Consider the following 24,974-nt stretch of genomic DNA (forward strand, 5'->3'; position numbering starts at 1 on the left):
TACCGCCAAAATGCATTCATGTATAATCCTTTTCGCTTCAGAGATACTAAAAAAAACGGAAAGGAAAGGATGTGTCTTTTTACATGGTTCATTTGAAAACATTGGGCATTAAGGCAATTGCAATTGGAATTACTGTCTTTTCACTGTTTGGAATATTTTACAATGCAAATATGATGAATTTGTTTTGGATCAGTGTGCTGGTAACCGGCGTTTCTTATTTGATTGGGGATTTGTTTGTTCTTAGAAGATTCGGCAATGTTGTTGCGTCTGTTGCGGATTTTCCTCTGGCATTCCTGTCGCTCTGGGTATTGGGGTCTATGTTTATAGATATCGGCATTCCCATTGTGACAACTTCACTAATCGCTGCCTTTTTCATTACTTGCTGTGAGCCGTTTATTCATACCTATATCACTGAGCAAATGGAAGAAAAAAGCTGGGACGAGGGTGAAAGATCTCCGGTTACGGGGCAGCTCCAGACAGAATTTGCTGAGGAGTTTGAGTCAGACATTCTAACCGATAATAAGGAGAGTCACCGTGACAAATGATCATCTGAGAAGTTTTTTTACCTGCTATGGACAAATTAGTTGAAAATTAATTGAAACCATATCCCCTTAGAATCGTATAAAAGGCTAAGTATTATTTTGATTCCTGTTACGAGTGTTGTATTATGGGAAAAGGAAGTCTTTTTGGATGATAAGGGGAGAAAATTATTGGAAATTTTTAACGGAGGCTCTGGAAACGGCCGGAAAATAAAGTTGAATAAGAAGTTCAACTGGCTAGGCTACTTGGTACTTGCACTTGTACTGGTGGTGATTGCCGGTGTCATCAGCATTGGACTTATAACGGATTATATCTGGATGGATTCCCTTCACTTTGCCGATGTATTTACAACAGTTCTGACAAACAAAGTGCTTTTGGGTGTGTCAGGATTTGTATTGTTTGCAGCGGGGACGTTCTTTACGCTGTACTGGATTCGGCGGTCATACATAAAACATTTTGACTCGGGACAGCTGCCGCCCATTCTGCTGCGGCGGAAGGCAATCATGCTCATTATGCTTGCTCTTTCGGCCATGATTGGTTTGTTCGGAAGCAGCATAATTCAGGGAATTGGATGGGAACGAACATTGAAGTTTATTCACCATGTGTCATTTGGTGAGACGGATCCGTATTTTAACATGGATATATCCTTTTATGTTTATGTTTTGCCGTTCTTAAACTTTATTGTATTTGTTCTGCTTGGAATGGGTATCTTTTTCCTGCTAGTGCAAATCGGTGCATACTCGGTTTTTCATATGTATCGGATGAGCCGTTCTGCCCAGCTGCATCTGGGTGTTACACTTGGTCTGGTTGGTTTGCTGCTTGCAGCGTTTCACGCCTTGCAGCCGTTTGGGACGCTGTCAACAAATAAAGTGAACCTGTTTCAGGAAAGTGCTGTTACTGGATTAAGTTATACGGACGATGTTATTAACGTTCCTAAAGCCTACATTTTGGCTGCTGTTGCGATTATTATGGCAATCTGGATGATTGTTGCACTGATCCGGGGCAGATTGCGATCTGTTATCATTCCAGTCGCTGCTTATGTCGGCTTAGTGATTGTCGGACAGGGGGCATCGATTGTCGTTCAGAACTTCATTGTCTCGCCAAATGAATTTTCGAAAGAGAAGCCCTATCTGGAGGACAATTTGACGTATACCAGGGCTGCCTATGACCTCGATAGTATCGAGGAAAAGCAGCATCCTGGTAAAAACTCCCTTTCAGCAGAAATGATTGAACGTAACAGTGCGACGATTGATAATGTGCGGATGAACGACTCGAGGCCGCTCTTGGATGTGTATAATCAGCTGCAGACATTCCGCACCTACTATGAGTTCAACGATGTTGATATTGACCGTTATCAGGTTGATGGCGAATATGAACAAGTCTTTTTAGGGGCAAGGGAACTGAATACAAAAGATCTCCCGAGCCAGGCCAAAACATGGGTCAACCAGAACTTGCGGTATACGCACGGGTATGGATTGGCCATGAGCCATGTTAATCAGGTAACGCCACAGGGGCAGCCGAAATACATGCTGAAGAATCTTCCCCCGGAAGGTGTGATGGACGTCAGCCGGCCGCAAATCTATTTTGGGGAAGAACCGTATAAGAATGTGATTGTCAACAGTGCGGTTAAAGAATTTGATTACCCATCCGGTGATGAAAATGTGGATACACAATTTGATGCGGACACGGGGATTTCGCTGTCCGGGTTAAACCGTCTGTTGTTTGCATTGGATGAAGGTTCCTTCCGTATGTTCGTATCGGATCAGGTGACAGAAGACAGTCAGCTTCTGGCTACCAGAAATATTATGGACAGGGTGAATCGGATAGCACCATTTTTCACGTATGATCAGGACCCTTATTTAGTCGTCCGTGATGATGGCAGTGTTGTCTGGATGCTGGATGCTTATCTGACAGCAGAGAATTATCCATACTCAGAAGCATTTCAAGGGGACACCAACTATATCCGTAATCCTGTAAAAGTGACGGTGGATGCTTATACCGGTGAAGTAAACTTCTATGCAGCGGAACCTGACAATCCGTTATTGCGGACGTTCCAGAACATATTCCCGGATTTGTTTACGGAGGAAGTGCCGGAAGATATTAAAGCACATTTCCGCTATCCGGAGAAACTGTTTACTGTTCAGGCGTCCATGTATGGAACGTACCACATGTCTGACTTGGAAGTATTTTATAACCGGGAAGACTTCTGGCAGTTCCCAACGGAAAAATATTTCAACGAAGATACGACGATGGAACCGTATTATACAACGTTGAAATTGCCTGATCAGGATGAGGAAGAATTCATTCTGATGATGCCTTACACACCAAAAAACAGGCAAAACATGATTGCCTGGATGGGTGTGCGCAACGACGGGGACAATTATGGTGATATATTTGTGTACCGGTTCCCGAAACAGCGGAACATTTACGGTCCGCAGCAAATTGAGAATAGAATCAATCAGGACAGTGAAATTTCTCAGGAACTGAACTTATGGTCACAGGGTGGATCAGAAGTGATACGCGGGAACCTGCTTGCTATACCGATTGAGGATACGGTTCTGTATGTTGAACCAATTTACATTGAATCAAATAATGAAACATCTCTGCCGGAAGTGAAACGGGTCGTTCTGGCATATGGTGACCAAATCGTCATGGAAGCAAATTTTGATAAGGCACTTGAAAAAATGCTGAAGAAAGTTGATCCTAACGTTGAGGATGACGGCGGGCAAGATGAACAAGAAGGTGACGAAACGGATGAAGGGCAGGGTCCTTCCGAGGCGCTTATCGGCGCTGAAGAAAGATTAGAGGAATTTGCCGATCTGTTTGATGCGTATAAGAAGGCCTTGTCTGATGGTAAGTGGCAGGAAGCTGCTGAAATCATGGATGAACTGGAAGGTAAGCTGGAAGAAAATCAACCATCTAATGGATCAGAGTCCGAGTCTTCCAACCCGAAAAATTCCAATGATAATGAACCATCCAACAAAACGGAATAAAATAATCAAAACATCTAAAGTCGGGACGTGATAAGCATTGTCCCGACTTTTTTGTTGCTCAGGCGTAACCAACCGTCTGAAAGGCCAAAAAATGACCTCTGTCGATTTTGATCCATATTGGGAAGAATTTCATGAATATCTGGATATATTGCGAAAAAGTTTCTATAAATAGGAGGGGTTGCAATGGCGGTAAAAACAAAGGATCTCTGTAAAATGTTTGGCAGCTTCAAAGCGCTTGATAACGTCAATATCGAGGTACAGGAAGGGGAAGTGTACGGATTTATCGGTCCGAACGGTGCAGGTAAATCAACCACTATTCGAATTCTGTTGGGAATGCTGAATGCGACAAGCGGCCAAGCATCGATTTTTGGAAAGGATGTTTGGGAGGATGCAGTGGACATTCATAAACGAATAGCGTATGTTCCCGGCGATGTGAACCTATGGCCTAATTTGACAGGCGGGGAAGTTATTGATCTGTTTATGAAATTTCGTGGAAAAATGAATAAAAAGAAACGCGAGCAACTGATCCGACGCTTTGATTTCGATCCCTCCAAGAAATGCAGAACCTACTCCAAAGGCAATCGCCAGAAGGTTTCTCTAATTGCAGCGTTTGCCTCGGATGCGGATCTGTACATTTTGGATGAGCCAACATCCGGGCTTGACCCACTGATGGAGCGGACGTTTCAGGAGTGTGTCATGGAAGTACGCAGGGAAGGAAAAAGCGTTCTGCTGTCAAGCCATATTTTATCGGAAGTTGAACGGCTTTGTGACAGGGTGGGCATTATCCGTAAAGGGCAAATAATTGAATCCGGTACGATGGATGAGTTGCGCCATTTAACAAGGACCAATCTGCTGGTGGAGACAAAAAAACCAATACCAGCTCTGCATGAAACTGCAGGAGTGCATCATGTTGAAATGAATGAACAGGGCATTGCATTTCAAGTTGACTCCGAAAAACTGGGTGAGGTGATTCAGTATATCAGTCAATTTGGGGTTTCAAAATTGGAAAGTGGGTCACCAACACTCGAGGATTTGTTTATGCGTCATTACGAAGGGACCACACAGGCGAAATCTGGAGGTGAATCGCAATGAAACAGCGGTCTTTTGTGAATACGGGCAAGTTGCTGATGTTTATGCTGAGACTTGGCCGTTTTCGGATACTGCTGTGGGTGGGTGCCATTAGTTTTTTCACCATCATAGTGCCAGTTGCTTTGACTGATTTGTATCCGACACAGCAGGAGCGTGATGTGATGGCGCAAACGATGGAAAATCCAGCGATGACAGCCATGGTCGGACCGGGTGATTTGGACAATTATACGGCTGGGGCCATGACGGCGCACCAAATGCTGTTATTGACAGCGGTTGTTGTCGCACTCATGAATATTCTGCTGATGAATAGGCATACCCGGACAGATGAAGAAGATGGGCGGCTGGAAATGATTCGTTCCCTTCCTGTTGGAAATCTTGCCAATCTGAATGCGTCCATAGTCATGCTTGTTTTAATAAACGGGATACTGGCTATCGCCACAGGCATTGGCTTATCTGCGCTGGATATAGCAAGTATGGACATCGCTGGATCACTATTGTATGGGTCCATACTTGGGGCAGCGGGGCTGTTTTTCGCTGGTGTCACAGCCTTGATGGCTCAAATTACGGAAAACGCCCGCACGGTCTTTGGCATCTCTCTCGGCCTCTTGCTTGTTGCTTACATGGTCCGGGCGGCCGGAGATGTGGGGAATGCAGCATTATCGTGGCTGTCTCCACTCGGCTGGGTAACAAAAGCAGAAGTTTATGCGGGGAATCATTGGTGGGTACTGCTGCTCTTGCTTGGTGGCGCAGCTCTATTATTTACTCTGGCTGGCTATTCCAATGCTATCCGTGACTATGGAGCCGGATTTCTCCCTTCACGCCTAGGAAAAAAAGAAGCATCACCGGCATTGTTACATCCGGTTGGGCTCGCGTTTCGGCTGCAGCGGGCCGGCATCATTGCATGGGCGGCTGCTATGCTGCTAATAGGTGTTTCATACGGTTCGGTTATGGGAGATCTGGATTCATTCTTCGAAGGTAATCAGATGATCCGGCAATTGCTGGGCTCACAGGATGGTCATTCATTTACGAAGCAGTTTATCTCTATATTAATGGTAGTTATGGCCCTGGTTGGTACCATACCACCGCTGATGGCGCTGTTTAAGTTGAGTGGCGAGGAAAAGAAAAACCGCCTGGATCATCTGCTTGGAAGAGCAGTTTCCCGCACACAACTTTTGGCAGGCTATATACTGATCGCTGTTATCAATGGGTTTGTCATGCTGTCGTTTGCTGCTGTAGGTCTTTGGCTGGCCGCCAGCAGTGTAATGGAGGAACCGTTTGCGTTTGGTGAGATCTATGGTGCGGGACTGGCTTATTACCCGGCCGTCCTGGTCATGATTGGCTTGGCAGCTCTACTTGTTGGGTTTGCACCAAAATGGAATGGTCTAGTCTGGCTGTATGTTTTCTATTCGTTTATTGACTTGTACTTCGGGGATATGTTCCAGTTCCCGGAATGGGCTGGGAAACTGTCACCATACGGCTATATTCCGGAAATGCCGGCAGAGGAGATGGAATGGATACCGGCTGTCGTATTGACTGTTGTGGCAGCTGGATTAACAGCAACAGGTTTTATCAGATATAAACAGCGAGATGTCCAGGGACAATAACTATATATGACCATGAATAAATAAAGTAATGAGTCCGTATATCAAAAACAGACTCATTACTTTTTGCAGTAGTTTTAATACGGCTCAGAGTCGCGTCCTTGTTCAGTAGCCTGTTTTGGTGCTTGTTCAGCGTCCTTGTTACCGATCGGGTTTTTGCTGGAGCTGCCGTCTTTTTTCATACTGGCGGCTTCTGCGAGTCCTTCCCGCAGCCGGCGCCCATATTCTTCGTCAGCATCCTCGGCAAGTGCAATCATTTTGTCCTGAATCTCCTGTGTGCATTCAGAAATATCGCCTACGAGGTTGGAAATCAGTTCATCTTTTTCCCAGTCTTCAAACCAGCGATAGGTTTCTCCGGCTTGTTTGGTATTGCTTTGCCGGTCGATTGGTTCACGGACGAGGTTACCTTCCACTTTTGGTGTGTATTCCTTGCCAACTTGTTCCGCTTCTTTTAAATTGCCAAGGGATGACGGTTCATAGTTGATATGCGGGTTCTTTTTTGGTGAACGTTCTGGTTCATAGCGCATACTTCCGCCTTCTTGGTTGGTTGCCACACGTTTTTTGGCAGCATTAATCGGCAATTGCAGATAGTTGGCGCCCACACGGTAACGCTGCGTATCCGAATAGGAAAATGTCCGGCCTTGGAGCATTTTATCATCCGAAAAATCGAGGCCATCGACGAGCACCCCTGTTCCGAATGCGGACTGTTCCACTTCAGTGAAGTAATCGTCTGGATTTTTGTTCAATACCATCTTTCCAACCGGCAGCCATGGGAATTGATCTTCCGGCCAGATTTTCGTATCGTCAAGCGGATCAAAATCCAGCTCCGGATGCTCATCATCACTCATGATTTGTACATACAATTCCCATTCCGGATAATCACCATTTTCAATCGCCTCATACAAATCTTGTGTAGCATGGTTAAAGTTCGTTGCCTGGATTTTGTTTGCTTCCTCTACGGTCAAGTTCTTAATCCCTTGCTTCGGCTCCCAGTGATATTTGACAAGCACTGCTTCTCCATCATGATTCACCCACTTGTACGTATTGACACCGGATCCTTGCATTTGCCGGTAGTTGGCAGGAATTCCCCATGGCGAGTAAATGAACGTAACCATATGGAACGATTCCGGGGAATTGGAGCAGAAGTCAAAAAATTGCTGGCTGTCCTGGATATTGGTGATTGGATCCGGTTTGAACGCATGAATCATGTCTGGAAATTTAATCGCATCCCGGATGAAAAAAATTTTTATGTTGTTTCCGACCAGATCCCAATTTCCATCCTCTGTGTAAAATTTAACCGCAAAGCCGCGCGGATCACGCAATGTTTCCGGAGAATGCGTGCCATGGATAACGGTTGAGAAGCGGACAAATACTGGCGTCTGTTTCCCTTTTTCCTGGAAAACTTTCGCTCTCGTATATTTGGAAACCGGCTCATCTCCTGCAGTGCCGTATGACTCAAAATAGCCATGGGCACCTGCACCACGGGCATGAACAATACGTTCGGGTATTTTTTCGCGGTCAAAGTGGCTGATTTTTTCAATGAAGTCATAGTTCTCCAGTGTCGCGGGACCGCGGTTGCCGACCGTCCGTATGTCCTGATTATCGGTAACCGGGTGTCCCTGCTGGTTTGTCAGCGTGTCCTCATTCTCAATATTTGTCTGATGTTTTTCGTTTGGCTGATCGTCAGCCATACTGGCCACCTCCATTGTTATTGTAAACTGTCACTATCTTACAGTAACCAAACAACGGAAAAATAATCTGCTGCTGCGGGGAAAAATGATATATGTAAACTGGGGTACCCGGTTGTTTCCCGCAACAAGGCCTCAGCTTAACTAAACAGTATGCATAAGTTCAACTAAGGCAATCGCCTGCGCCTAAAAGGCTTGCACTCCAAAGCATAAGGGATTCTAGGAAAGTAAAGAACGCTTTCTAAGAATTCCTTTAACACTAGCCAAGTTTTCTATATTATAATAAAGTAAGGAATTGCCATCAGGAGGTGGAGGTTTGAGTAACGACAGCTTGGAATGTAATCATTCAGCCCTCTATGGATATTACCTTCTTTCGGCAATTAAAAAGGATGGATCAGCATGAATGAATACGAACAAAAGGTATACGAAGAACTGAAAATATGGCGGCGGAACATGTTAAAGCCTGCCGGTCTCGTTAAGCAATTGTCCAAGAAGACGCAGACAAAAATAAATGGAATGATTCCTGAGAAAGCCCACACCATTATTACCGGAAGCATCAAAAACATGGTGAAAGCAACGCTCGCCGGTTCAGAGATGACAACAAACAAGCAGCAGTCAGCAGGGTTAAGTCTGCTGGAAAAGGATGCGCTGCTGAGGGAAAAATGCACATCCTACCGTAAAACAGCCGTTGTAGAAGGTGCGGGAACCGGTGCGGGAGGCCTTTTCCTTGGTTTGGCGGATTTTCCGATGCTACTGTCGATTAAAATGAAGTTTTTGTTTGAAGGAGCAGCCATTTATGGATTTGATACACGAAAATACGAGGAGCGTTTGTTCATTCTGCACATTTTCCAGCTCGCTTTCTCTAGTGATGCCAAACGCAGGGAAACTTTTCGTGTGATGGAAAACTGGGAAACGGAAAAGCAAAAACTTGCCGATATGGATTGGCGAGTGTTTCAGCAGGAATATAGGGATTATATGGATTTGATTAAACTGCTGCAGTTTGTCCCGGGACTAGGCGCGATTGCAGGGGCTTATGCGAATCACAACTTGATGGATACGCTGGGAGAAACGGCGATGAATGCGTATCGGATGCGGATTCTGGTTTCCCGCCCGCAGGATTACCGTCACTAACATTTGTTAGACAGATGACGGTTTCTACAATGACTGCATCGGCATTAAACGTAAACTGATCTTCTCAAATGGCGTACGTTCATAACTTTCCAGCAGCCCATGCTGAGCAATAGCCTGTTTAGCCACAACTTTTTGTTGTAATGTAAACTCAAGTGTCCTTTCAAATGGAAATGGATCAAGCACAATTGTCTGGTCATCTTTCCAGTAAATCTCCATTTTGTCGCGATTCAATCCTTCGAGTTTATCAGCGAGCGATATACCGTCTTTGAAAAAAGGATGCTCGTCTTTTTTGCTGACGCCAGGTTCATTTAAACAGGCATATAGGGATAGGCTGTCACCGAGCTGCAAAAGCGTAAAATGATGACGGAATAACCTCTTGTTAAATCCGTCCAACAACTCCATAAGCCGCTGTTGACGCTGGTCTTCATGTTCAACAAAGTTCCGCGCAGTCTCACCGGGTTCTTTCTTCACAAACTGTTTGTAATGCTCACTGCAAAGCATCGCGGCATACGCATCTTCCTTCTCCACCACGTCAATGCCATGTTTATAGAGCACCGTTTTCGGCATAGCTGGGAAATCAGTAAACATATAGGGGGACTGTTTCTGATCGTTCCAAAACGGCTGGCAATCAAACGGTTCCCACCCAACATCATGACGGTATATGGCATGTTCCGCAGACTGGCGGAGGTCCAATCCGGGAAACAAGGAATCTTTCCATTGGGACATGATTTTTCCTGAAACTTGGGCATGGTTATCCTGTTCAATCATGACAAAGGCGTCCGGTCGTTCTCTGACAATCATTAGCACTCATCCCTTTCAAGTGTTTGTGCCCCCATTCTAGCCGAAAAGGACGTTCTCATAGACCCTGATACCAAGCCGCAGCTGCTTTCACTTCGCCCATGGATAGCTGATGCCCCATATTCTCCCAGTGGAGTGTTACTTGAGCCCCTGCATTTTCGAGTAATGTTTTCAGGTCTTCTGATTCCTGTGATGGGCAAATAGGGTCATTCGTTCCCGCACCAATAAAGACATTTTTTCCGGATAGATTGGGCAGTTCAAGCCCTTTTCTAGGAACCATCGGGTGGTGCAGAGCGGCTCCCTTTAATGCGTCCTGGAAGTGGAATAACAAGCTGCCTGCGATATTGGCACCGTTAGAATAGCCGACAGCCATGATATTATTGCGGTCGAAGCCATATTCTGCAGCAGCGTCATCAAGGAATTCGTTTAGTTCCTTCGTCCGGGTGATTAAATCTTCTTCGTCAAATACACCTTCAGCCAGCCTTTTAAAAAACCGAGGCATTCCATTTTCCGATACATTTCCGCGGACGCTCAGCACGTTGGCCTCATTATCGATCTGTTCTGCCAGCGGAAGCAAGTCCTGCTCCGTCCCGCCTGTCCCGTGCAGTAACAGCAGTGTCGGCTTTGTTTGATTGGAACCTTCTCTGAAAATATGCTTCATCATAAATGCTCCTTTCTGGTACTAGGCATTCATTGTTTGCCAACTCGTTTTAGTACGTCAATGATGGTCTTTTTTTCTTTCGGGGTGATGTCATGAAACAGGTTTTCAATCGCCTGCTGATGTCTAGGGAAGATCTCATCCATCAGCTGTGTCCCTTTATCCGTAATATGGATATGGATGACACGGCGATCGTCCGGGCAAGGGCGCCGCTCGAGAAGGCCCTTTGTTTCCAGCTTATCAATTACATACGTCATTGATCCCGTACCGATCAGAACTGCTTCAGAAATCTGTTTAACAGTCATCGGCCCCTTATGGTGAAGGGCTTCAAGTACTGTGAACTCAGATGTTTTCATGTCAAAGCTATGAATATTGTTCTTTACGTGCTCCATGACAGATTTGGATGATTTCATTAAAACAACAAAGGCTTTTAATGATAGGTTTTCACGCATTTATCTCTCTCCAGCATTGGGTATTCATTCGCAATTCAATTAGTCTGAATTAAAATGATTGTAATATGTTTATGGAAAGAGTGTCAACTAATACCGGTATAATTGTATCAGGGCTGTTTGAGGATTATAATAGAAACCACCATATAAGGACAGGGGTGCTTAAGCCGAATGACGTGGAACTGGGACATGCTTACACAATACGATGCACTGGTAGATATTGCGATAGCGGCTGGAATCTTTTTGCTTTTCCTCATCTTCAGGAAGATCTTTACCAAATATATATTCGCACTGTTAATGAAGCTGGGCAAAAAAGCACCGGGTGATATTTTTCCGTACATATTGTCTGCCTTTGAAAAGCCGGTCCGTTGGCTGTTTATCATTATTGGTATTTACGTATCTGCCGGTTATTTTCCTTATTTAGAACAGACGAATCCACTTTTTCTTGACATCATCAGGTCGTCGGTCGTTTTTATAATTGGCTGGGGGCTGTTTAATCTTTCATCGTCATCTTCACAGTTTTTCTACAGGGTGGAAGAACGGTTTAATATTGATATTGATGATTTGCTGATTCCGTTTCTTTCCAAAGCATTGCGATTTGTTATTGTGGCAATTAGTATCAGTATCATTGCCCAGGAGTTCGATTATGATGTTGGCGGGTTTGTTGCAGGTCTTGGACTGGGTGGTCTGGCATTTGCACTTGCGGCCAAGGACGCCATCGGGAATTTGTTTGGCGGAATCGTGATCATTACCGAAAAACCGTTTACCATCGGCGACTGGATCAAAACAGATAGTGTGGAGGGGACTGTCGAGGATATTACGTTCCGGAGCACAAGGGTACGGACCTTTGCTGATGCTCTTGTGACCGTACCGAACGCAACACTGGCGAATGAGTCCATCATTAACTGGAGTGAAATGGGAAAGAGGCAGATTACGTTTGACTTGCGCTTAACGTATGACACACCAAGAGACAAAGTTGAGCGTGTCGTCGAACAGATTGATCTGCTGCTGAAAAATCATTCCGGCATTGATCAGGAAACCATTTTTGTGAAATTTAACGAATACCGGGAGAATGGCTTGAATATTTTCCTGTATTTCTTTACGAAGACAACTGCGTGGGGTGAATACCTGAAAGTTAGGGAGGAGATTAATCTCAGCATCATGGAAATTCTGGAGAACGAAGGAGTTTCCATTGCGCTGCCGGCAAGAAGGCTATATATGGAGCAGCAGGATGATGAACACGGTGATGAGCCAGGTCCACCAGTGAGGCAGGAGCCATAATGTGTTAGGATGATAGGTAGGATGTCCAACTAGGGAGGCGATGGCTTTGGGAGAATGCAAGCTCGATCATCCACATGAAGATGTGGCGAAAAAGCTGGAAAGCCAGAAAAGCGTATTGCCGGCAGACATAAGTGAAAAACTGGATCGGTTTCTAAACGATACGCACCCTCAGGAAACATTAAACACCCTTTTTCATCTATTAAAGAAATATGACCTTGCGTCAAGCGAGGAACAGCAGGAACGAAACAAAAAACTGCTGACGCTTGTGAGCTGACTGCGGCATTTGAAAACGGCTGTCCAATCAATGATAGGACAGCCGTTTGATTATCAGAAAAAGGTGGCTTTCCAAAAGACTGCTGTTTTTTGCGTCACTCTAGAGAATGAACGTCTACTGAACAATTTGTATAAACTGCGACGTAGACTAACGAAGGGAGGAATTAGTGAGTCTCTCTGACAACGCAGCTGGAATATACTCGCTTTCCGTGGGCTCACCACGAGCCTCCTCGCTCGCAAAGAACGCTCACTGCGGGGTCTCTTAGGCTCGCTGTCCCACAGGAGTCTCGCATATTCCAGCTGCTAGTTCCTGCTTTAGTCATTACAATATTTTTTAATTTGTAAAGGTATAGTCCAGTGAAGGAAATTGCTTGAAATGGAAAATAAGTACACGTTAATCAGAAAACCTTTACCAGCGGAGGCAATATACGCAGACTCCTCGAAAATACAAACCAATTTTCTTCGTGCGATGTAAAGCTGCCGAAGCATTCCTTGTCCTATGGGAACAGCACGTGTCCGAAGACCCCGCAGGAAAGCGGTCTTTGCTTTCCGAGGAGGCTGAGGCCGTGCCCATGGCTAAGAAGACACTACGAAAGCGAAGGCTTGAGTAGATGTCGCCTTTGTACCCGGAGCGGTGAAAGCGAAGTATATTGCCGTAGCGTCTCTGAGCACTTAACTATAATCAGAACAAGGGATGGCCCCGCTAATGGAATGCCCTAACATAGAGGAAGAACCATTATTTAGTCCCTTGTCGAGGTGATGAACAACCAAACACAAAAAAACATCTTATATGAACAAAGGCTCTTGAAACCGGTTTAAAACAATAATCAAAAAATTCGCTATTGCTATTCATCCTTATTCGTGTTTAAATATACAAAATATTACTTATTAGATGATGGGGTGAGGATGTGCAAAATAATGTGGCAGTTGGACTATTAGGCGTCGGTGTTGTGGGCTCCGGTGTCATCAATCTAATTGAGAAACATCAGGAAAAACTGGCCCATCAGCTCGGATGCGGTGTCTATGTAAAAAGTGCTCTCGTGCGTAATCCAGATAAGGCGAGGGACATCGGAGCGGATATGAATGGAACCCAGCTAACGGCAGATCCGGATGCTGTACTGGGGGATCCGGAGATTGACGTTGTGGTTGAAGTGATGGGCGGTATTGAAGAAGCGCGTGAGGCTATTTTGAAGGCATTTGCCGCTAAGAAACATGTTGTAACAGCGAATAAGGATCTGGTTGCGCTTCACGGTGGGGAACTGCATGAAGCCGCTGAACGAAACAAGTGTGATCTCTATTATGAAGCAAGTGTAGCTGGCGGAATTCCAATTTTACGGGGGATAACGGACGGATTTGCTTCCGATCATATTGAACAGTTAATGGGCATCGTGAATGGTACGACGAATTACATAATGACCAAAATGAGTCAGGAAGGGCTTAGTTATGAAGCGGCATTAAAGCAAGCGCAGGAACGCGGTTTTGCCGAAGCTGACCCTGCCTCAGATGTGGAGGGGCTTGATGCAGCAAGGAAAATGGCCATTCTTGGACGGCTCGCCTTTTCTACTTATATTAACCTGGAGGATGTAGAAGTTACAGGAATCAAAGATGTGGATCCAAAAGACTTGGAGTATGGTGACAGCCTGGGGCTTACGATGAAATTGATTGGGTTTGCCGATTTTGATGGAACACAGGTAGAGATTAATGTCCAGCCGGCGCTTATCTCCAAGGATCATCCGCTTGCCGGTGTCAAAAATGAGTACAATGCGGTGTATGTTTACGGGGAAGCAGTCGGGGAAGCGATGTTTTATGGAGCAGGCGCCGGGAGCATGCCAACCGCTGCCGCTGTTATGTCTGATGTGGTCGCAGTCATCAAGAACATGCACCGGGGTGTTACCGGCAGCCAGTTTGTGGAGCCACGCTTCGAGAAACAGCTGAAAGAACCGGAACAGCGTGTTGGCGAGTATTATCTTCGTTTTCATGCTAAAGATGAGGCTGGTGTTTTTTCAAGGATTTCGTCATTGTTCAATGACCTGGATATTAGCTTTAAACAAATTCTCCAGAATCCATTAGAGGAAGACGATACAGCAGAGATTGTCGTCATCACACACAAGACATCATTGAAAAATATGCAAAACGCACTGGAGCAGCTTGAACATCTTAACCAGGTACAGGCAATCAAGAGCTTTTATAAAGTAGAAGGAGATGCAGACGCATGACATGGCAGGGTGTGATCAAACATTACAGAGCGCATTTGCCGGTGACAGACGGGACGCCTGAACTGTCTCTTTATGAAGGCAATACACCGCTCATTTATTTTCCAACTCTTTCAGAAAAACTGGGCATTGAATGGCATGGCAAAGTGGAGGGCATTAATCCAACAGGCTCGTTTAAAGACAGGGGTATGGTCATGGCGGTTGCTAAAGCGAAAGAGGAAGGCAGTGATGCTGTTATTTGTGCATCGACAGGAAACACGTCTGCCTCTGCAGCTGCTTATGCAGCCAGAGCTGGGCTTCGGGCAATTATCGTCATCCCTAAAGGTAAAATTGCACTCGGAAAACTTGCGCAGGCCGTGATGTACGGGGCGTCAATTGTTGAAATCGACGGAAATTTTGATGATGCACTGAAAATTGTCCGGAAGTTAAGCGAAACAGAACCGGTAACATTGGTTAATTCGGTTAACCCATACCGCCTGGAAGGACAAAAAACAGCAGCCTTTGAAGTCTGTGACCAGCTTGGAACAGCACCCGACATCCTTTCCATTCCGGTCGGCAATGCCGGAAATATCAGCGCGTATTGGAAAGGGTTTACCGAATACCATGAATCCAAACGTACCGGCCTGCCTCGAATGTACGGGTTTGAAGCGGAAGGGGCCGGAGCCATAGTTCGGAATGAGGTCGTTACAGATCCCGAGACGATAGCTACAGCGATACGGATAGGCAATCCGGCTAGCTGGCAGAAAGCGATTGATGCAAGGGATGAATCCGGTGGGAAAATTGATTTGGTCACCGATGATGCGATCACGGATGCATATAAACTGCTGGCCCGAAGAGAAGGGGTGTTTGCAGAACCCGCTTCCTGTGCCTCAATCGCCGGTGTCATCCAGCAATGTGAGAATGGCACGATTCCAAAAGGGTCCAAAGTAGTGTCCGTGTTAACAGGCAATGGATTGAAAGATCCGCAAACAGCAATTGATAGGATGGACGCAGCCCCGGTGACCCTGCCAAATGATGAAGCGGTGGTGACCGATCACATTAGGAAGCTGGTGAGTGTATGAAGCCATTCCGTATACGTGTGCCGGCCAGTACTGCAAACATCGGCCCGGGGTTTGATTCCCTGGGGCTTGCACTGGCCCTTTATTTAACAGTTGATGTATCTCCCTCCAGCAAATGGCGGGTGGAACAACATTCTCCACATCTTTCAGCAGACGCAAATGCGGAGGACAATTACATATTGCAAATTGCCAGGGAAACGGCAGGACAATTCCACAAAGAACTTCCTGCATGCAAGCTGGTAGTCAGCAGCGAAGTCCCTCTGGCGAGAGGACTTGGCAGCAGTGCATCTGCAATTGTTGCAGGTATCGAACTTGCCGATCAGTTATGCAGTCTGTCTCTAACACCTGAACAAAAGCTTGAGCTTGGTAATGACATAGAGGGACATCCGGACAATATTGCCCCGGCATTATACGGTGGTTTAATCATTACGACAGCAGCTGCAGGAAGAGTTGACTGGATTAGAATGCCCGGTCTGGATACAGATGTGGTCATGTCTATTCCCCGCCAGGATTTAAAGACGGAAGCATCACGAAAAGCGCTGCCGGATATGTTTAGCAGAGAACGTGCGGCAGCGGCCAGCTCTGTAAGCAATGTACTGGTGGCCGCTCTTTTATCGGGGGATTATCGGCTGGCAGGAAAAATGATGGAAAGCGACTTGTTCCATGAACCTTATCGTGCTCATTTGATTCCACATTACAATGACATTAAACTGTATGCGGCGGAACAAGGCGCTTATGGAACTGTCATTAGCGGAGCAGGGCCAGCTATGATATCCTTTTTGCCAAAAGGAAAAGGAAAAGCATGTGCTGATCAGCTGAAAACAGAACTGCCTGACTATCAGATTGAACGGTTGTCTGTTGACCGGACGGGGTTGCATGTTACTCAGTCCAGTACTTCTAAGGAAAGGACTTCCGAATGATAGTCAGCTAAAAGCAGCCACACGGCATTGTTCTGTAATGCTGTGTGGCTTGTCTGTTTTTTCCATTAAAAAGCTTGATTACTCTTTTCCTGTGAGCTCAAGACTGAAATCGCCTGTCTGGCCTGTTTCATATAAATTAGTGATAGATGTGGCGTAGTTTGTGATGACAGCAGGGAATGTAATATTTTCATCGGGAACAGTGACCTGAAAGTTATTTTTATAAAGAAGCGTGGTCACATCGTGATAGTCCTCACTCCTTACTTTAAAATCAAATTGAATTTGCCTCCGTTTTTTGCCGTTTTTGGTAACGGTACCCACTTGAACGTTTGACGCATTGATTTCCATATCATTTATAAGCACTTTTTGACACATATACGTTTCACCCTTTTTTGACAGTGATATTTATTGTGAATGTTAACAGGTATGCAGCTGTCTTTCCACGATTTCATCCTATAAGTGCGTGTTCAAAAAGGAGGATAAAAAGGACCGAGAATTTCGAGGCGGCGTAGTTTCGAGCATAAGGAAAGCTTCCCTGAACGACATCGCACGAAGGGAAAGCGTTCTTCTTTCCCAAGGAGCAGAATGTATGTATTTAGATACATGAGCACAAGGAAAGTTTCCCTGAACCCGCATCGCACGCAGGAAAAGTGTATTTCTTTTCCAAGGAGCGGAAAAACAAGCCAACGAAGAAATTCGATGTGTTATTTTTACCGGACTTTTTGAACAACCTCTATAAAGTGAATATTTTTCTGTTTGAGGAAAAACATAGTTACAGATCTTACTGTTTGAGAGGGTGGAAGCTGAGATGGCAATACCACGTGAACAAGGTCTGGACAATAGCATGAAGCTGTTAATGCAAGGATATAACTATATTCCGAATAGACGAAGGCGATTTCATTCGGATATCTTCCAGACCAGACTGATGGGACAAAAAGTAATTTGTATAGGTGGCGAAGAAGCGGCCGAGGTTTTTTATGACGAGCTAAAGTTTAGACGGAAGGGTGCTGCGCCAAAGCGAATTAAAGAATCAATTTTTGGGAAAAAGGGCGTACAGACAATGGACGATGCTGCACACAAGCATCGTAAGCAGCTATTTATGTCGCTTATGACACCCGAGCGCCTCCGTGAACTAAAGGATATTACAGCTAAACAATGGAAGTTTGCTGTGGATAGCTGGCAGCAAAAGCAGAAGTTCGAATTATTTCATGAAGCGGAAAAGGTGATGTGCCGCATTGCTTGTGAATGGGCGGGTGTACCGCTGTTTGCCAGCGAGCTGAACCAGCGGACAAGCGATTTCTCGGCAATGATTGATGCGTTTGGCGCGGTTGGACCAAGGCATTGGAGTGGACGCACAGCACGAAACAGATCGGAGCGATGGATTAGAACGATCATTGATCAAGTACGGAATGGAGAACGCACACCACCTGAAGACACTGCTTTATACGCAATGGCTTGGCATCGTGATTTGAATGGAAATTTGTTGGATCTGCAGGTCGCGGCTGTCGAACTAATAAATATTTTAAGACCGATTGTGGCCATTGGCCGGTATATCACATTCGGTGCATTGGCGATGCATGATTTTCCGGAAACGAAAGAGAAATTGCAAATGGGTGATGATGACTACAGCTGGATGTTTGTTCAGGAAGTTCGCCGCTATTATCCGTTTGGTCCTTTCTTGGGTGCCAGGGTGCGCGACGACTTTAACTGGGGCGGCCATCATTTTAAAAAAGGGACACTTGTGTTGCTGGATGTCTATGGTACCAATCATGACCCGAATTTGTGGGAAAAGCCGGATGTATTCAGGCCGGAGCGTTTCGAAAATTGGGAGGAAAGTCTTTTTGATTTTATCCCGCAAGGCGGCGGAGATTATGATATGGGCCACCGCTGTGCAGGTGAATGGGTGACGGTTGAAGTCATGAAAGTGAGCCTGGAGTTCTTGGCAAAGCGGATGGATTATAGCGTGCCAAAACAGGATTTGCGTTTCAGTATGGTACGCATGCCGTCGATACCGAAGAGCCGGTTTATGATAAGTGATGTAACAAGAAAATAAAATCGACAAGGGCGTTTTTGACATTAAAGCACGAATTCTCCTTCCATTTGTTACTGGACAAACACCCAATGCATAGGGTGAAAGTAGCATGCAAATTGGGGGAGTAATCATTATGCAAATACATGTCGTGCAAAGTGGAGATACAATATGGCGAATAGCGCAAAATTACGGTTCAGATATGAATCAGATTGTTTTGTTAAATGAATTAGATAATCCTGATATGCTTGTAGTCGGGCAATCACTGGTTGTCCCGGAGCCTGGACGTGAATATGTTATTCAGGCTGGGGATAATTTATGGAAGATTGCCCGTATGTTTGGTGTAACGGTTCAGGAACTTGCTGTGGCAAATAATATTACGAATCCTGCAGAGATATACGTCGGTCAAATGGTGTCAAATCCGTATTTTCTGCATACCGTTCAGGCAGATGAATACATTTGGGGTATTGACGGGTTGAGTGCCGGGCAGGTAAGTTATAATAACGGGGATCCGGAGCCAATCATTCCGGGTCAAACATTCCGATTTCCGATTACGAATCAACCTGTAATTGACGTCAATGCCTACACAACGCAAATGGATAAGCAGGGGAAAGCTGAGGTAATGCGAGAGGGCAAGTATCTTACTTATCTTTCACCATCTATGTACAGCGTCAGGGAAGATGGAACTCTTACGGAGTTGCGGGATCAGTCGGTACTGGAAGCCGCCCGGGCTAATGATGCTGCACCACTGATTGTTGTAACCAATTTTAAACAGAGCGAATTAAACTCAGATTTGGCTGCCACGCTACTTCGTAATTCCGAAACACAGGAGACGTTTATTACGAACCTTTTGGAAAAGCTGCGATCGGAAGGGTATGCAGGGGTTAATTTTGACTTCGAATATGTTTACCCGGAAGACCGTGAAAATTATAATGCCTTTTTGAGGCGTGTTGTATCCCGATTGCATCCGGAAGGGTTTCTGGTATCGACATCTTTGGCCCCAAAAGAAAGTGCTGTTCAGCAAGGACTGCTCTATGAAGCGCATGATTATGCGGCACATGGGGATATCGTGGATTTTGTAATGCTGATGACGTACGAATGGGGCTGGGCAGGCGGCAGACCATGGGCCATTGCACCAATTAATGAAGTAAGGGATGTGCTGGACTATGCTGTCACAGTCATTCCACGTGAAAAAATCTTGATGGGAATGCCTTTGTACGGACGCGATTGGAATATTCCTTGGGTCGAAAGTACAACTGCCAGAACGATTAGTCCGAAAGAAGCAGTTCAGCTGGCAGCAAAATATGGTGTATCCATTCAGTATGATGAAACGTACCAATCACCATTTTTCCGCTATATGGATGAGAACGGCCAGGAGCATGAAGTATGGTTTGAAGACGCCCGCAGTGTTCAGGCTAAATATGACACCGTGAAGGAATATGGGCTAAGAGGTGTATTTTATTGGGTATTGGGAAACTCGTTTCCACAAAATTGGGCCGTACTGCAGGATAACTTCAGAATTAGAAAGATATAACCATCGGACCTTTGGAATGGCAGGGCCATTTCAAAGGGGGTTTTTTGCATGGATAAATAGATGGGCCGCCGGACGGTGGGGATCTTCAACGACCATATTCCGGCCCCTGGACAAACAATGGTGACAAATCGAGCGGCTCACGCAAGCTATCGATTAAAAATCAGTACATTTTTCTTGGGAAAACGATCTGCAAGCATACCGCCGGCCGGTGCAGGATCCCATCCTTACGGTGAAAAAGCTCCCGATTACCAATGGGCCATCTTTAATAGAGCATTAATTTGAATGCGAGTCTTATTTCCGATTGTCTTGTGAAAATGGACCATTTTAACAACCTGCATCTAAAACTCACTTTGAATGATGTTCAGTACCTCGCTAAGAAGTTCACTGGGAAGTTTCTCAATAAATGATGCATTTCGAGCGGATAGGTCAAGCGATTTTACATGTTGACATAAAATGGACCCCGTTGTCTTAGTTTGGTCATCCAGTTTAACATGAAGGGGAAAATCTGGAGAAGTATTGGAAATGGGACAAACAAGTGCCAAATTGCTGAGTCGGTTGAAAAAGTTATTGCTTACAACAATTGCAGGCCTTCTGCCGCGCTGTTCACGGCCCTTTTGGGGATTGAAATCCATGGAAATAATATCACCTTGCTTCGCCTTATAGTTCATCACCGTTCCTCCCCAACGTCATTACCTGTGTCTATTTCACGCATGGCTTTTTCTATTTCTTCCTTCGAGTTATTGAAATCATAGTTTTCGAATCGTTCCTGTATTGTCAATGGCCGTCTTGATTTGTTAATGGTGACCCCAGACTCATGAACTTCGAATGATACCGCATCCCCTGATTGAAGGTTCAACAGTCGTCGAATTTCCTTAGGTATAGTTATCTGACCTTTACTGGTTAACTTTGCTTCCATCAACAACCACCTCTCTCCATCGATTCTTACTTTTCCTTACCTTAAAATTATTATATTCTGTTATCATAAAATTGTCAAAGATGTACATGGTTATTTATGATTATAAAATAGCAAGTAAGCAGGTAATCAGCACGATAAGTCAAATCGTCGTAGATAAAGGTCCGTGCTATTTTTATAGAAGGAATTCATACCGGAAATGTAACATTTGAAACAGAATCCCCACGGGAAGGGTGGGAAGATACCCGTTTTTCTGTTTGCCGGCTGGTTGCACGGGAGGAAGGAAAAGTAATCGGCTGGGCAGCACTGAGCCGAATTTCTAAACGGGAGGCGCATGCCGGCGCAGCGGAAGTCAGCATCTATCTTAGCAGCGAAAGTACCGAGGAAGGTGTTGAGGTGGGGGTACGGTGCCGGCTTGGGAAATTAAATGGAATGTGGCGTGATGTGGCTATATTAGAGAGGCGAAGCGCGCTGTTGGAATCGACTAAAGCAAGTCCTCCAGCGTTTGCCGGAAAAGCTCACGGAACTTTGCTTCATCCTCGGCCGTATAAGCTTTCGGTCCTTTTGTCCGTTTGCCGCTTTTGCGTGCCATTGCGCTTAGATAGCGGGATTGCAGCAGCTGATCGATGTTTTGGTTCGTGTAGACAAACCCTTTATGATGGAGCACGACACACTCTTTGGAAAGAGCCAGAGACGCCAGCCCATAGTCCTGGGTGATGATTATGTCCCCCTTGTTCGCCAGTTGCATAATCCGGTAGTCCGCAGCCTCAGCCCCCGTATCTACATAAATGGTTTCTACGCCGGGCTGTTCATCATCGTGGGAAAAGTGGGAAAAGCTTTTCACAAGCACGACAGGAATTTCATATTCCCGGGCAACTGTTATAATGGTTTGTTTGACAGGACAAGCATCTGCATCGACATATATTTTCACGAACATCGCCTCCATCTTTATACGGCAATTTTAGCAAATATAACATTATGAGACCATTCCCACGTAAGGATCTCTTTTTTTATTATAGTGATAATACTTTCATTACGTTGAAAAAGGAAGTCATTTAAAATTGTATGACTAAAATGGAGCGTTAAGGCATATAAATCTCTCGTATTATTAAGTTTTTTTGGTTGTGCCCGTAAATAAAGGAACATATCGATATAGAACGAATTAAATAATATGTGTATAGCAAAGATAAAAAATGGAGGGGATGACCTGAATTATGAGCGCGGTGGAATTGCCTTTACGGGCTGTCTTTTCGTAGGCATTGGTATTGGCATGATGGCAGGTGATACGGGGGTTGGAGTTATGCTCGGGATGGGGGTCGGATTTCTGGCCATGGCATTGTTTGGAAAACGTGCTTGAAAAATAATTTTACGGGATGTGGGAATACTACTTCTACTGGCTGGGTCACTGTCCACGTGTGTTCAGGTCGCTCAGCGCATATCTTCATGTAAAAAGTGAAAAACTTTTAGAAAGCAGCCTCTCTTTAATTGCTTGCGATTTTCATTGTTGACGATTCATCCATTCAAAACTATAATGAAAAACTATGTATGAAAATAACACGGGCAAGCCGATGGGTTTAGCTATGATTGATCGTGGTGTGTGAGATAATCATTTTCCATCCAACGGTCGTTAAGACAGCATTTCGATAATGTTGGAGACACTTGCTCCTAAAAATGGGAGGAAAACTTTGCAAGAACCACAGAAAGTTAAAACAGATTGGACAGCATTTGCGGTAAGTGGCGGATTCCTGATTTTATTTATTATTTTATCGTTCATCAACAGTGAAGCAGTCGGAAAATGGATTACGACGCTATTTGATTATTCCGCAAATCTGTTTGGAGCTTATTGGCAGGTTTTATTGTTTGGTAACTTTGCAATTGGGATATTTTTGGGTTTTTCGAGATTTGGTAAGGTTCGTTTAGGTAAAATGGATAAACCAAAGTATAGCTACTATCGCTGGGTTGCGATGATTTTAGTAACTCTTCTTGCTAGCGGAGGTGTATTCTGGGCAGCAGCTGAGCCAATGTACCATTACATGACGACTCCCCCATTATTTGGCGGTGGGGAGTTTAACAATATACCAGCTGCTTTTGCGCAGGCATTTATGCATTGGGGATTTTTCGCCTGGGCAATTTTGGGGACACTGTCTACCATTGTGATGATGTATGTGCACTACAGCAAAGGCTACCCGATGCGACCAAGAGCGTTATTATACCCGGTTTTCGGGGAGAAAATATTTCACAAGAGTATTCTTGGCTCCGCAGCTGATATTTCTTCCATTATCGCAACGGCAGCGGGAACATTGGGGCCATTGGGTTTCCTTGGATTACAGATAGCATATGGCCTTAACCATTTATTTAATGTGCCAAATACCGTAACAGTAAGTATTCTGGTTGTCGTGGTTCTTGTAGTGATTGCGGCGATTTCAGCTGCTACAGGGGTTGATAGAGGAATCCTTATTTTAAGCCGTATTAATGTTGGCATGACATTCCTTTTAGGTTTTATCATACTGATTATTGGACCGACATTGTTTATTATTGATGCATTCGTCGGCGGTACAGGTGTTCATCTGCAAAACATGCTCACGATGAACTTTTACCGTGGCGATAGTGCCTGGCTGGGTTCATGGACACTCTTTTTCTGGGGCTGGTTCATCGGCTATGGCCCAATGCTAATCATATTTATAAGTCGAATTTCTCGTGGAAGAACCATAAGGGAACTGATTATTGCAGTATCGATAGTGGCACCGCTTGTCACGAATTTCTGGTTTTCTGTTGTAGGTGGTACAGGGGTCTTTTTTGAAATAGAGAATCCAGGATCGATTTCAGGGGCCTTAAATGAGGCAGGAATGCCCGCTGCCGTCATGGCCATCATGGATCAACTGCCAATAGGGACTATTATAGCAGTTGCATTTTTGGCCATATCCATTGTTTTTGTGGCAACGACTACTGATACGATGTCGTACACAGTTGCTGTAACACTGACCGGAAATGATCATCCTGCGAGGTGGCTGCGCGTATTCTGGGCATTAATTTTCGGTGGTACGACCATGGTAATTCTGACCATTGGGGAAGGCAGCATAACGGCTATTCAAAACTCGATTGTTATCACCGCTGTGCCTGTGTCGTTTCTATTATTGCCGCCATTGTGGAACGCACCGCAAATCGCCAAAAAGATGGCGCTAGAACAAGGCCTCATGTGGGAAAGACCAAGAAGAGGAAGGCCAATTAAAATTGATCACTAGAACACTCGGTACTCGCTTCGTCTATAGCGAGTGCCGAAGTTTTTTTATAAGGTTATCCATCATCACATAGAATTTAGTTCACTATTTTTTATTGATATGACAACGTTAGGATAAGTAATTTAATACTTCATCATTGGTATTAACGCCATAAATAGCAAAATGACAATATCTGTTGTCATTGCCCTAAAAGCATTGCTAAAACACCTTTTAATATAAGAGCTAATTTAGCGTATAAAGTGCAAAAAGAGAGATGCATTTTAATAATTTTAGCCATAAACGGGCCATATTGTTGTAGACCTTTTCAAAGGGATCAGGATATTTATGTTAAAATAAGTGGAAATAAATAATGATTTGGAGAGAAATAAAATGGTATTGCAAACGATTTTTACTTTCATACTAACCTTCGCAATCTTGGGGGTTATTAGTTTTATCTTGAACACCTATTTTCCCAATAGAGCAAGGAGTACGAAAAAAGGTGGTTTCATAATTTATCTTTCGCAAAGCATAGTTATCACTATTCTTTTTGTTTGGTTTATATAGTTATTTTTCAAATCAAAATAGTTAAGC

22 protein-coding genes are annotated in these 24,974 nt (G+C 44.8%); 14 read left to right on the forward strand and 8 right to left on the reverse strand.

Features of this window, described 5'->3' with window-relative positions; genetic code table 11:
* Positions 1–83: 83 nt before the first annotated feature.
* The 4 genes from ACFSUO_RS02955 (at position 84) to ACFSUO_RS02970 (ending at position 6,226) form a co-directional block, all read left to right on the forward strand.
* Positions 84–545: a YndM family protein gene (locus tag ACFSUO_RS02955; protein WP_382390925.1), complete on the forward strand. Its 462-nt coding sequence runs from the start codon at positions 84–86 to the stop codon at positions 543–545.
* A gap of 165 nt (positions 546–710) precedes the next feature.
* Positions 711–3,533 (forward strand): UPF0182 family membrane protein, encoded by a 2,823-nt coding sequence (locus tag ACFSUO_RS02960; RefSeq protein WP_382390927.1) that lies wholly within the window; start codon positions 711–713, stop codon positions 3,531–3,533.
* A 183-nt stretch (positions 3,534–3,716) separates the two neighbouring features.
* A complete protein-coding gene (locus ACFSUO_RS02965) occupies positions 3,717–4,625 on the forward strand; it encodes an ABC transporter ATP-binding protein (RefSeq protein WP_382390929.1) in 909 nt (302 codons plus the stop codon).
* Positions 4,622–6,226: an ABC transporter permease gene (locus ACFSUO_RS02970; RefSeq protein WP_382390931.1), complete on the forward strand. Its 1,605-nt coding sequence runs from the start codon at positions 4,622–4,624 to the stop codon at positions 6,224–6,226. The genes ACFSUO_RS02965 and ACFSUO_RS02970 overlap by 4 nt, the downstream gene beginning before the upstream one ends.
* 74 nt (positions 6,227–6,300) lie before the next feature.
* Here ACFSUO_RS02970 and ACFSUO_RS02975 read toward each other — a convergent pair whose 3' ends face one another.
* Complete coding sequence (locus tag ACFSUO_RS02975) at positions 6,301–7,914, reverse strand: catalase (RefSeq protein ID WP_382390933.1); 1,614 nt, start codon at positions 7,912–7,914, stop codon at positions 6,301–6,303.
* Positions 7,915–8,310: 396 nt separating this feature from the next.
* Here ACFSUO_RS02975 and ACFSUO_RS02980 point away from each other — a divergent pair, with 396 nt between their 5' ends.
* A complete protein-coding gene (locus ACFSUO_RS02980; protein ID WP_382390935.1) occupies positions 8,311–9,042 on the forward strand; it encodes an EcsC family protein in 732 nt (243 codons plus the stop codon).
* A gap of 24 nt (positions 9,043–9,066) precedes the next feature.
* On the opposite strand, the gene ACFSUO_RS02985 is transcribed toward ACFSUO_RS02980, so the two are convergent.
* The 3 genes from ACFSUO_RS02985 to ACFSUO_RS02995 are packed head-to-tail and all read right to left on the reverse strand — an operon-like array spanning position 9,067 to position 10,950.
* Positions 9,067–9,843: a DUF3891 family protein gene (locus tag ACFSUO_RS02985; protein ID WP_382390937.1), complete on the reverse strand. Its 777-nt coding sequence runs from the start codon at positions 9,841–9,843 to the stop codon at positions 9,067–9,069.
* 55 nt (positions 9,844–9,898) lie between these two features.
* A complete protein-coding gene (locus ACFSUO_RS02990) occupies positions 9,899–10,504 on the reverse strand; it encodes an alpha/beta hydrolase (protein WP_382390939.1) in 606 nt (201 codons plus the stop codon).
* Between the two features lie 26 nt (positions 10,505–10,530).
* The gene (locus tag ACFSUO_RS02995) at positions 10,531–10,950 is read right to left on the reverse strand and encodes a MarR family winged helix-turn-helix transcriptional regulator (protein WP_382390941.1); all 420 of its coding nucleotides are present in this window, start codon (positions 10,948–10,950) and stop codon (positions 10,531–10,533) included.
* A gap of 168 nt (positions 10,951–11,118) precedes the next feature.
* Between ACFSUO_RS02995 and ACFSUO_RS03000 the strand changes: the two genes are divergently transcribed.
* The 5 genes from ACFSUO_RS03000 (at position 11,119) to thrB (ending at position 16,692) form a co-directional block, all read left to right on the forward strand.
* A complete protein-coding gene (locus ACFSUO_RS03000) occupies positions 11,119–12,228 on the forward strand; it encodes a mechanosensitive ion channel family protein (protein WP_382390943.1) in 1,110 nt (369 codons plus the stop codon).
* 46 nt (positions 12,229–12,274) lie between these two features.
* Complete coding sequence (locus ACFSUO_RS03005; protein ID WP_382390945.1) at positions 12,275–12,502, forward strand: hypothetical protein; 228 nt, start codon at positions 12,275–12,277, stop codon at positions 12,500–12,502.
* 907 nt (positions 12,503–13,409) lie between these two features.
* A complete protein-coding gene (locus ACFSUO_RS03010; protein ID WP_382390947.1) occupies positions 13,410–14,717 on the forward strand; it encodes a homoserine dehydrogenase in 1,308 nt (435 codons plus the stop codon).
* The gene (gene thrC, locus ACFSUO_RS03015) at positions 14,714–15,775 is read left to right on the forward strand and encodes a threonine synthase (protein WP_382390949.1); all 1,062 of its coding nucleotides are present in this window, start codon (positions 14,714–14,716) and stop codon (positions 15,773–15,775) included. Before ACFSUO_RS03010 ends, thrC begins: the two co-directional genes overlap by 4 nt.
* Positions 15,772–16,692, forward strand: coding sequence for a homoserine kinase (gene thrB / locus ACFSUO_RS03020; RefSeq protein WP_382390951.1), 921 nt, complete (start codon positions 15,772–15,774; stop codon positions 16,690–16,692). Before thrC ends, thrB begins: the two co-directional genes overlap by 4 nt.
* A 78-nt stretch (positions 16,693–16,770) precedes the next feature.
* Here the strand turns inward: thrB and ACFSUO_RS03025 are convergent, their stop codons facing one another.
* The gene (locus tag ACFSUO_RS03025; protein WP_382390953.1) at positions 16,771–17,064 is read right to left on the reverse strand and encodes a DUF3219 family protein; all 294 of its coding nucleotides are present in this window, start codon (positions 17,062–17,064) and stop codon (positions 16,771–16,773) included.
* A gap of 433 nt (positions 17,065–17,497) precedes the next feature.
* Between ACFSUO_RS03025 and ACFSUO_RS03030 the strand changes: the two genes are divergently transcribed.
* Both ACFSUO_RS03030 and ACFSUO_RS03035 read left to right on the forward strand, forming a co-directional pair.
* Positions 17,498–18,742 (forward strand): cytochrome P450, encoded by a 1,245-nt coding sequence (locus ACFSUO_RS03030; RefSeq protein WP_382390955.1) that lies wholly within the window; start codon positions 17,498–17,500, stop codon positions 18,740–18,742.
* Positions 18,743–18,854: 112 nt separating this feature from the next.
* Entirely contained in the window at positions 18,855–20,252 is a 1,398-nt protein-coding gene (locus ACFSUO_RS03035; protein ID WP_382390957.1) for a LysM peptidoglycan-binding domain-containing protein, read from the forward strand.
* Between the two features lie 338 nt (positions 20,253–20,590).
* Here ACFSUO_RS03035 and ACFSUO_RS03040 read toward each other — a convergent pair whose 3' ends face one another.
* The 3 genes from ACFSUO_RS03040 to ACFSUO_RS03050 form a co-directional block, all read right to left on the reverse strand.
* A complete protein-coding gene (locus ACFSUO_RS03040; protein WP_382390959.1) occupies positions 20,591–20,920 on the reverse strand; it encodes a type II toxin-antitoxin system PemK/MazF family toxin in 330 nt (109 codons plus the stop codon).
* Positions 20,920–21,168, reverse strand: coding sequence for an AbrB/MazE/SpoVT family DNA-binding domain-containing protein (locus ACFSUO_RS03045; RefSeq protein ID WP_382390961.1), 249 nt, complete (start codon positions 21,166–21,168; stop codon positions 20,920–20,922). Before ACFSUO_RS03045 ends, ACFSUO_RS03040 begins: the two co-directional genes overlap by 1 nt.
* Before the next feature lie 481 nt (positions 21,169–21,649).
* The gene (locus ACFSUO_RS03050) at positions 21,650–22,096 is read right to left on the reverse strand and encodes a YaiI/YqxD family protein (protein ID WP_382390963.1); all 447 of its coding nucleotides are present in this window, start codon (positions 22,094–22,096) and stop codon (positions 21,650–21,652) included.
* A gap of 240 nt (positions 22,097–22,336) precedes the next feature.
* On the opposite strand from ACFSUO_RS03050, the gene ACFSUO_RS03055 reads away from it, so the two are divergent.
* Entirely contained in the window at positions 22,337–22,522 is a 186-nt protein-coding gene (locus tag ACFSUO_RS03055) for a hypothetical protein (RefSeq protein WP_382390965.1), read from the forward strand.
* Between the two features lie 328 nt (positions 22,523–22,850).
* Positions 22,851–24,407 (forward strand): BCCT family transporter, encoded by a 1,557-nt coding sequence (locus tag ACFSUO_RS03060; RefSeq protein ID WP_382390967.1) that lies wholly within the window; start codon positions 22,851–22,853, stop codon positions 24,405–24,407.
* The last annotated feature ends 567 nt before the right edge of the window (positions 24,408–24,974 follow it).

Source organism: Lentibacillus juripiscarius, assembly GCF_042685205.1.
Taxonomy (GTDB): domain Bacteria; phylum Bacillota; class Bacilli; order Bacillales; family Amphibacillaceae; genus Lentibacillus; species Lentibacillus juripiscarius.

Bases quoted from the DNA above. Each gene is read 5' to 3' on its own strand.
- ACFSUO_RS02955 (WP_382390925.1), top strand. From the start codon at position 84: ATGGTTCATTTGAAAACATTGGGCATTAAGGCAATTGCAATTGGAATT.
- ACFSUO_RS02965 (WP_382390929.1), top strand. From the start codon at position 3,717: ATGGCGGTAAAAACAAAGGATCTCTGTAAAATGTTTGGCAGCTTCAAA.
- ACFSUO_RS02970 (WP_382390931.1), top strand. From the start codon at position 4,622: ATGAAACAGCGGTCTTTTGTGAATACGGGCAAGTTGCTGATGTTTATG.
- ACFSUO_RS02975 (WP_382390933.1), bottom strand. From the start codon at position 7,914: ATGGCTGACGATCAGCCAAACGAAAAACATCAGACAAATATTGAGAAT.
- ACFSUO_RS02980 (WP_382390935.1), top strand. From the start codon at position 8,311: ATGAATGAATACGAACAAAAGGTATACGAAGAACTGAAAATATGGCGG.
- ACFSUO_RS02985 (WP_382390937.1), bottom strand. From the start codon at position 9,843: ATGATTGTCAGAGAACGACCGGACGCCTTTGTCATGATTGAACAGGAT.
- ACFSUO_RS02990 (WP_382390939.1), bottom strand. From the start codon at position 10,504: ATGATGAAGCATATTTTCAGAGAAGGTTCCAATCAAACAAAGCCGACA.
- ACFSUO_RS02995 (WP_382390941.1), bottom strand. From the start codon at position 10,950: ATGCGTGAAAACCTATCATTAAAAGCCTTTGTTGTTTTAATGAAATCA.
- ACFSUO_RS03000 (WP_382390943.1), top strand. From the start codon at position 11,119: ATGACGTGGAACTGGGACATGCTTACACAATACGATGCACTGGTAGAT.
- thrC (WP_382390949.1), top strand. From the start codon at position 14,714: ATGACATGGCAGGGTGTGATCAAACATTACAGAGCGCATTTGCCGGTG.
- thrB (WP_382390951.1), top strand. From the start codon at position 15,772: ATGAAGCCATTCCGTATACGTGTGCCGGCCAGTACTGCAAACATCGGC.
- ACFSUO_RS03025 (WP_382390953.1), bottom strand. From the start codon at position 17,064: ATGTGTCAAAAAGTGCTTATAAATGATATGGAAATCAATGCGTCAAAC.
- ACFSUO_RS03030 (WP_382390955.1), top strand. From the start codon at position 17,498: ATGGCAATACCACGTGAACAAGGTCTGGACAATAGCATGAAGCTGTTA.
- ACFSUO_RS03035 (WP_382390957.1), top strand. From the start codon at position 18,855: ATGCAAATACATGTCGTGCAAAGTGGAGATACAATATGGCGAATAGCG.
- ACFSUO_RS03040 (WP_382390959.1), bottom strand. From the start codon at position 20,920: ATGAACTATAAGGCGAAGCAAGGTGATATTATTTCCATGGATTTCAAT.
- ACFSUO_RS03045 (WP_382390961.1), bottom strand. From the start codon at position 21,168: ATGGAAGCAAAGTTAACCAGTAAAGGTCAGATAACTATACCTAAGGAA.
- ACFSUO_RS03055 (WP_382390965.1), top strand. From the start codon at position 22,337: ATGTGTATAGCAAAGATAAAAAATGGAGGGGATGACCTGAATTATGAG.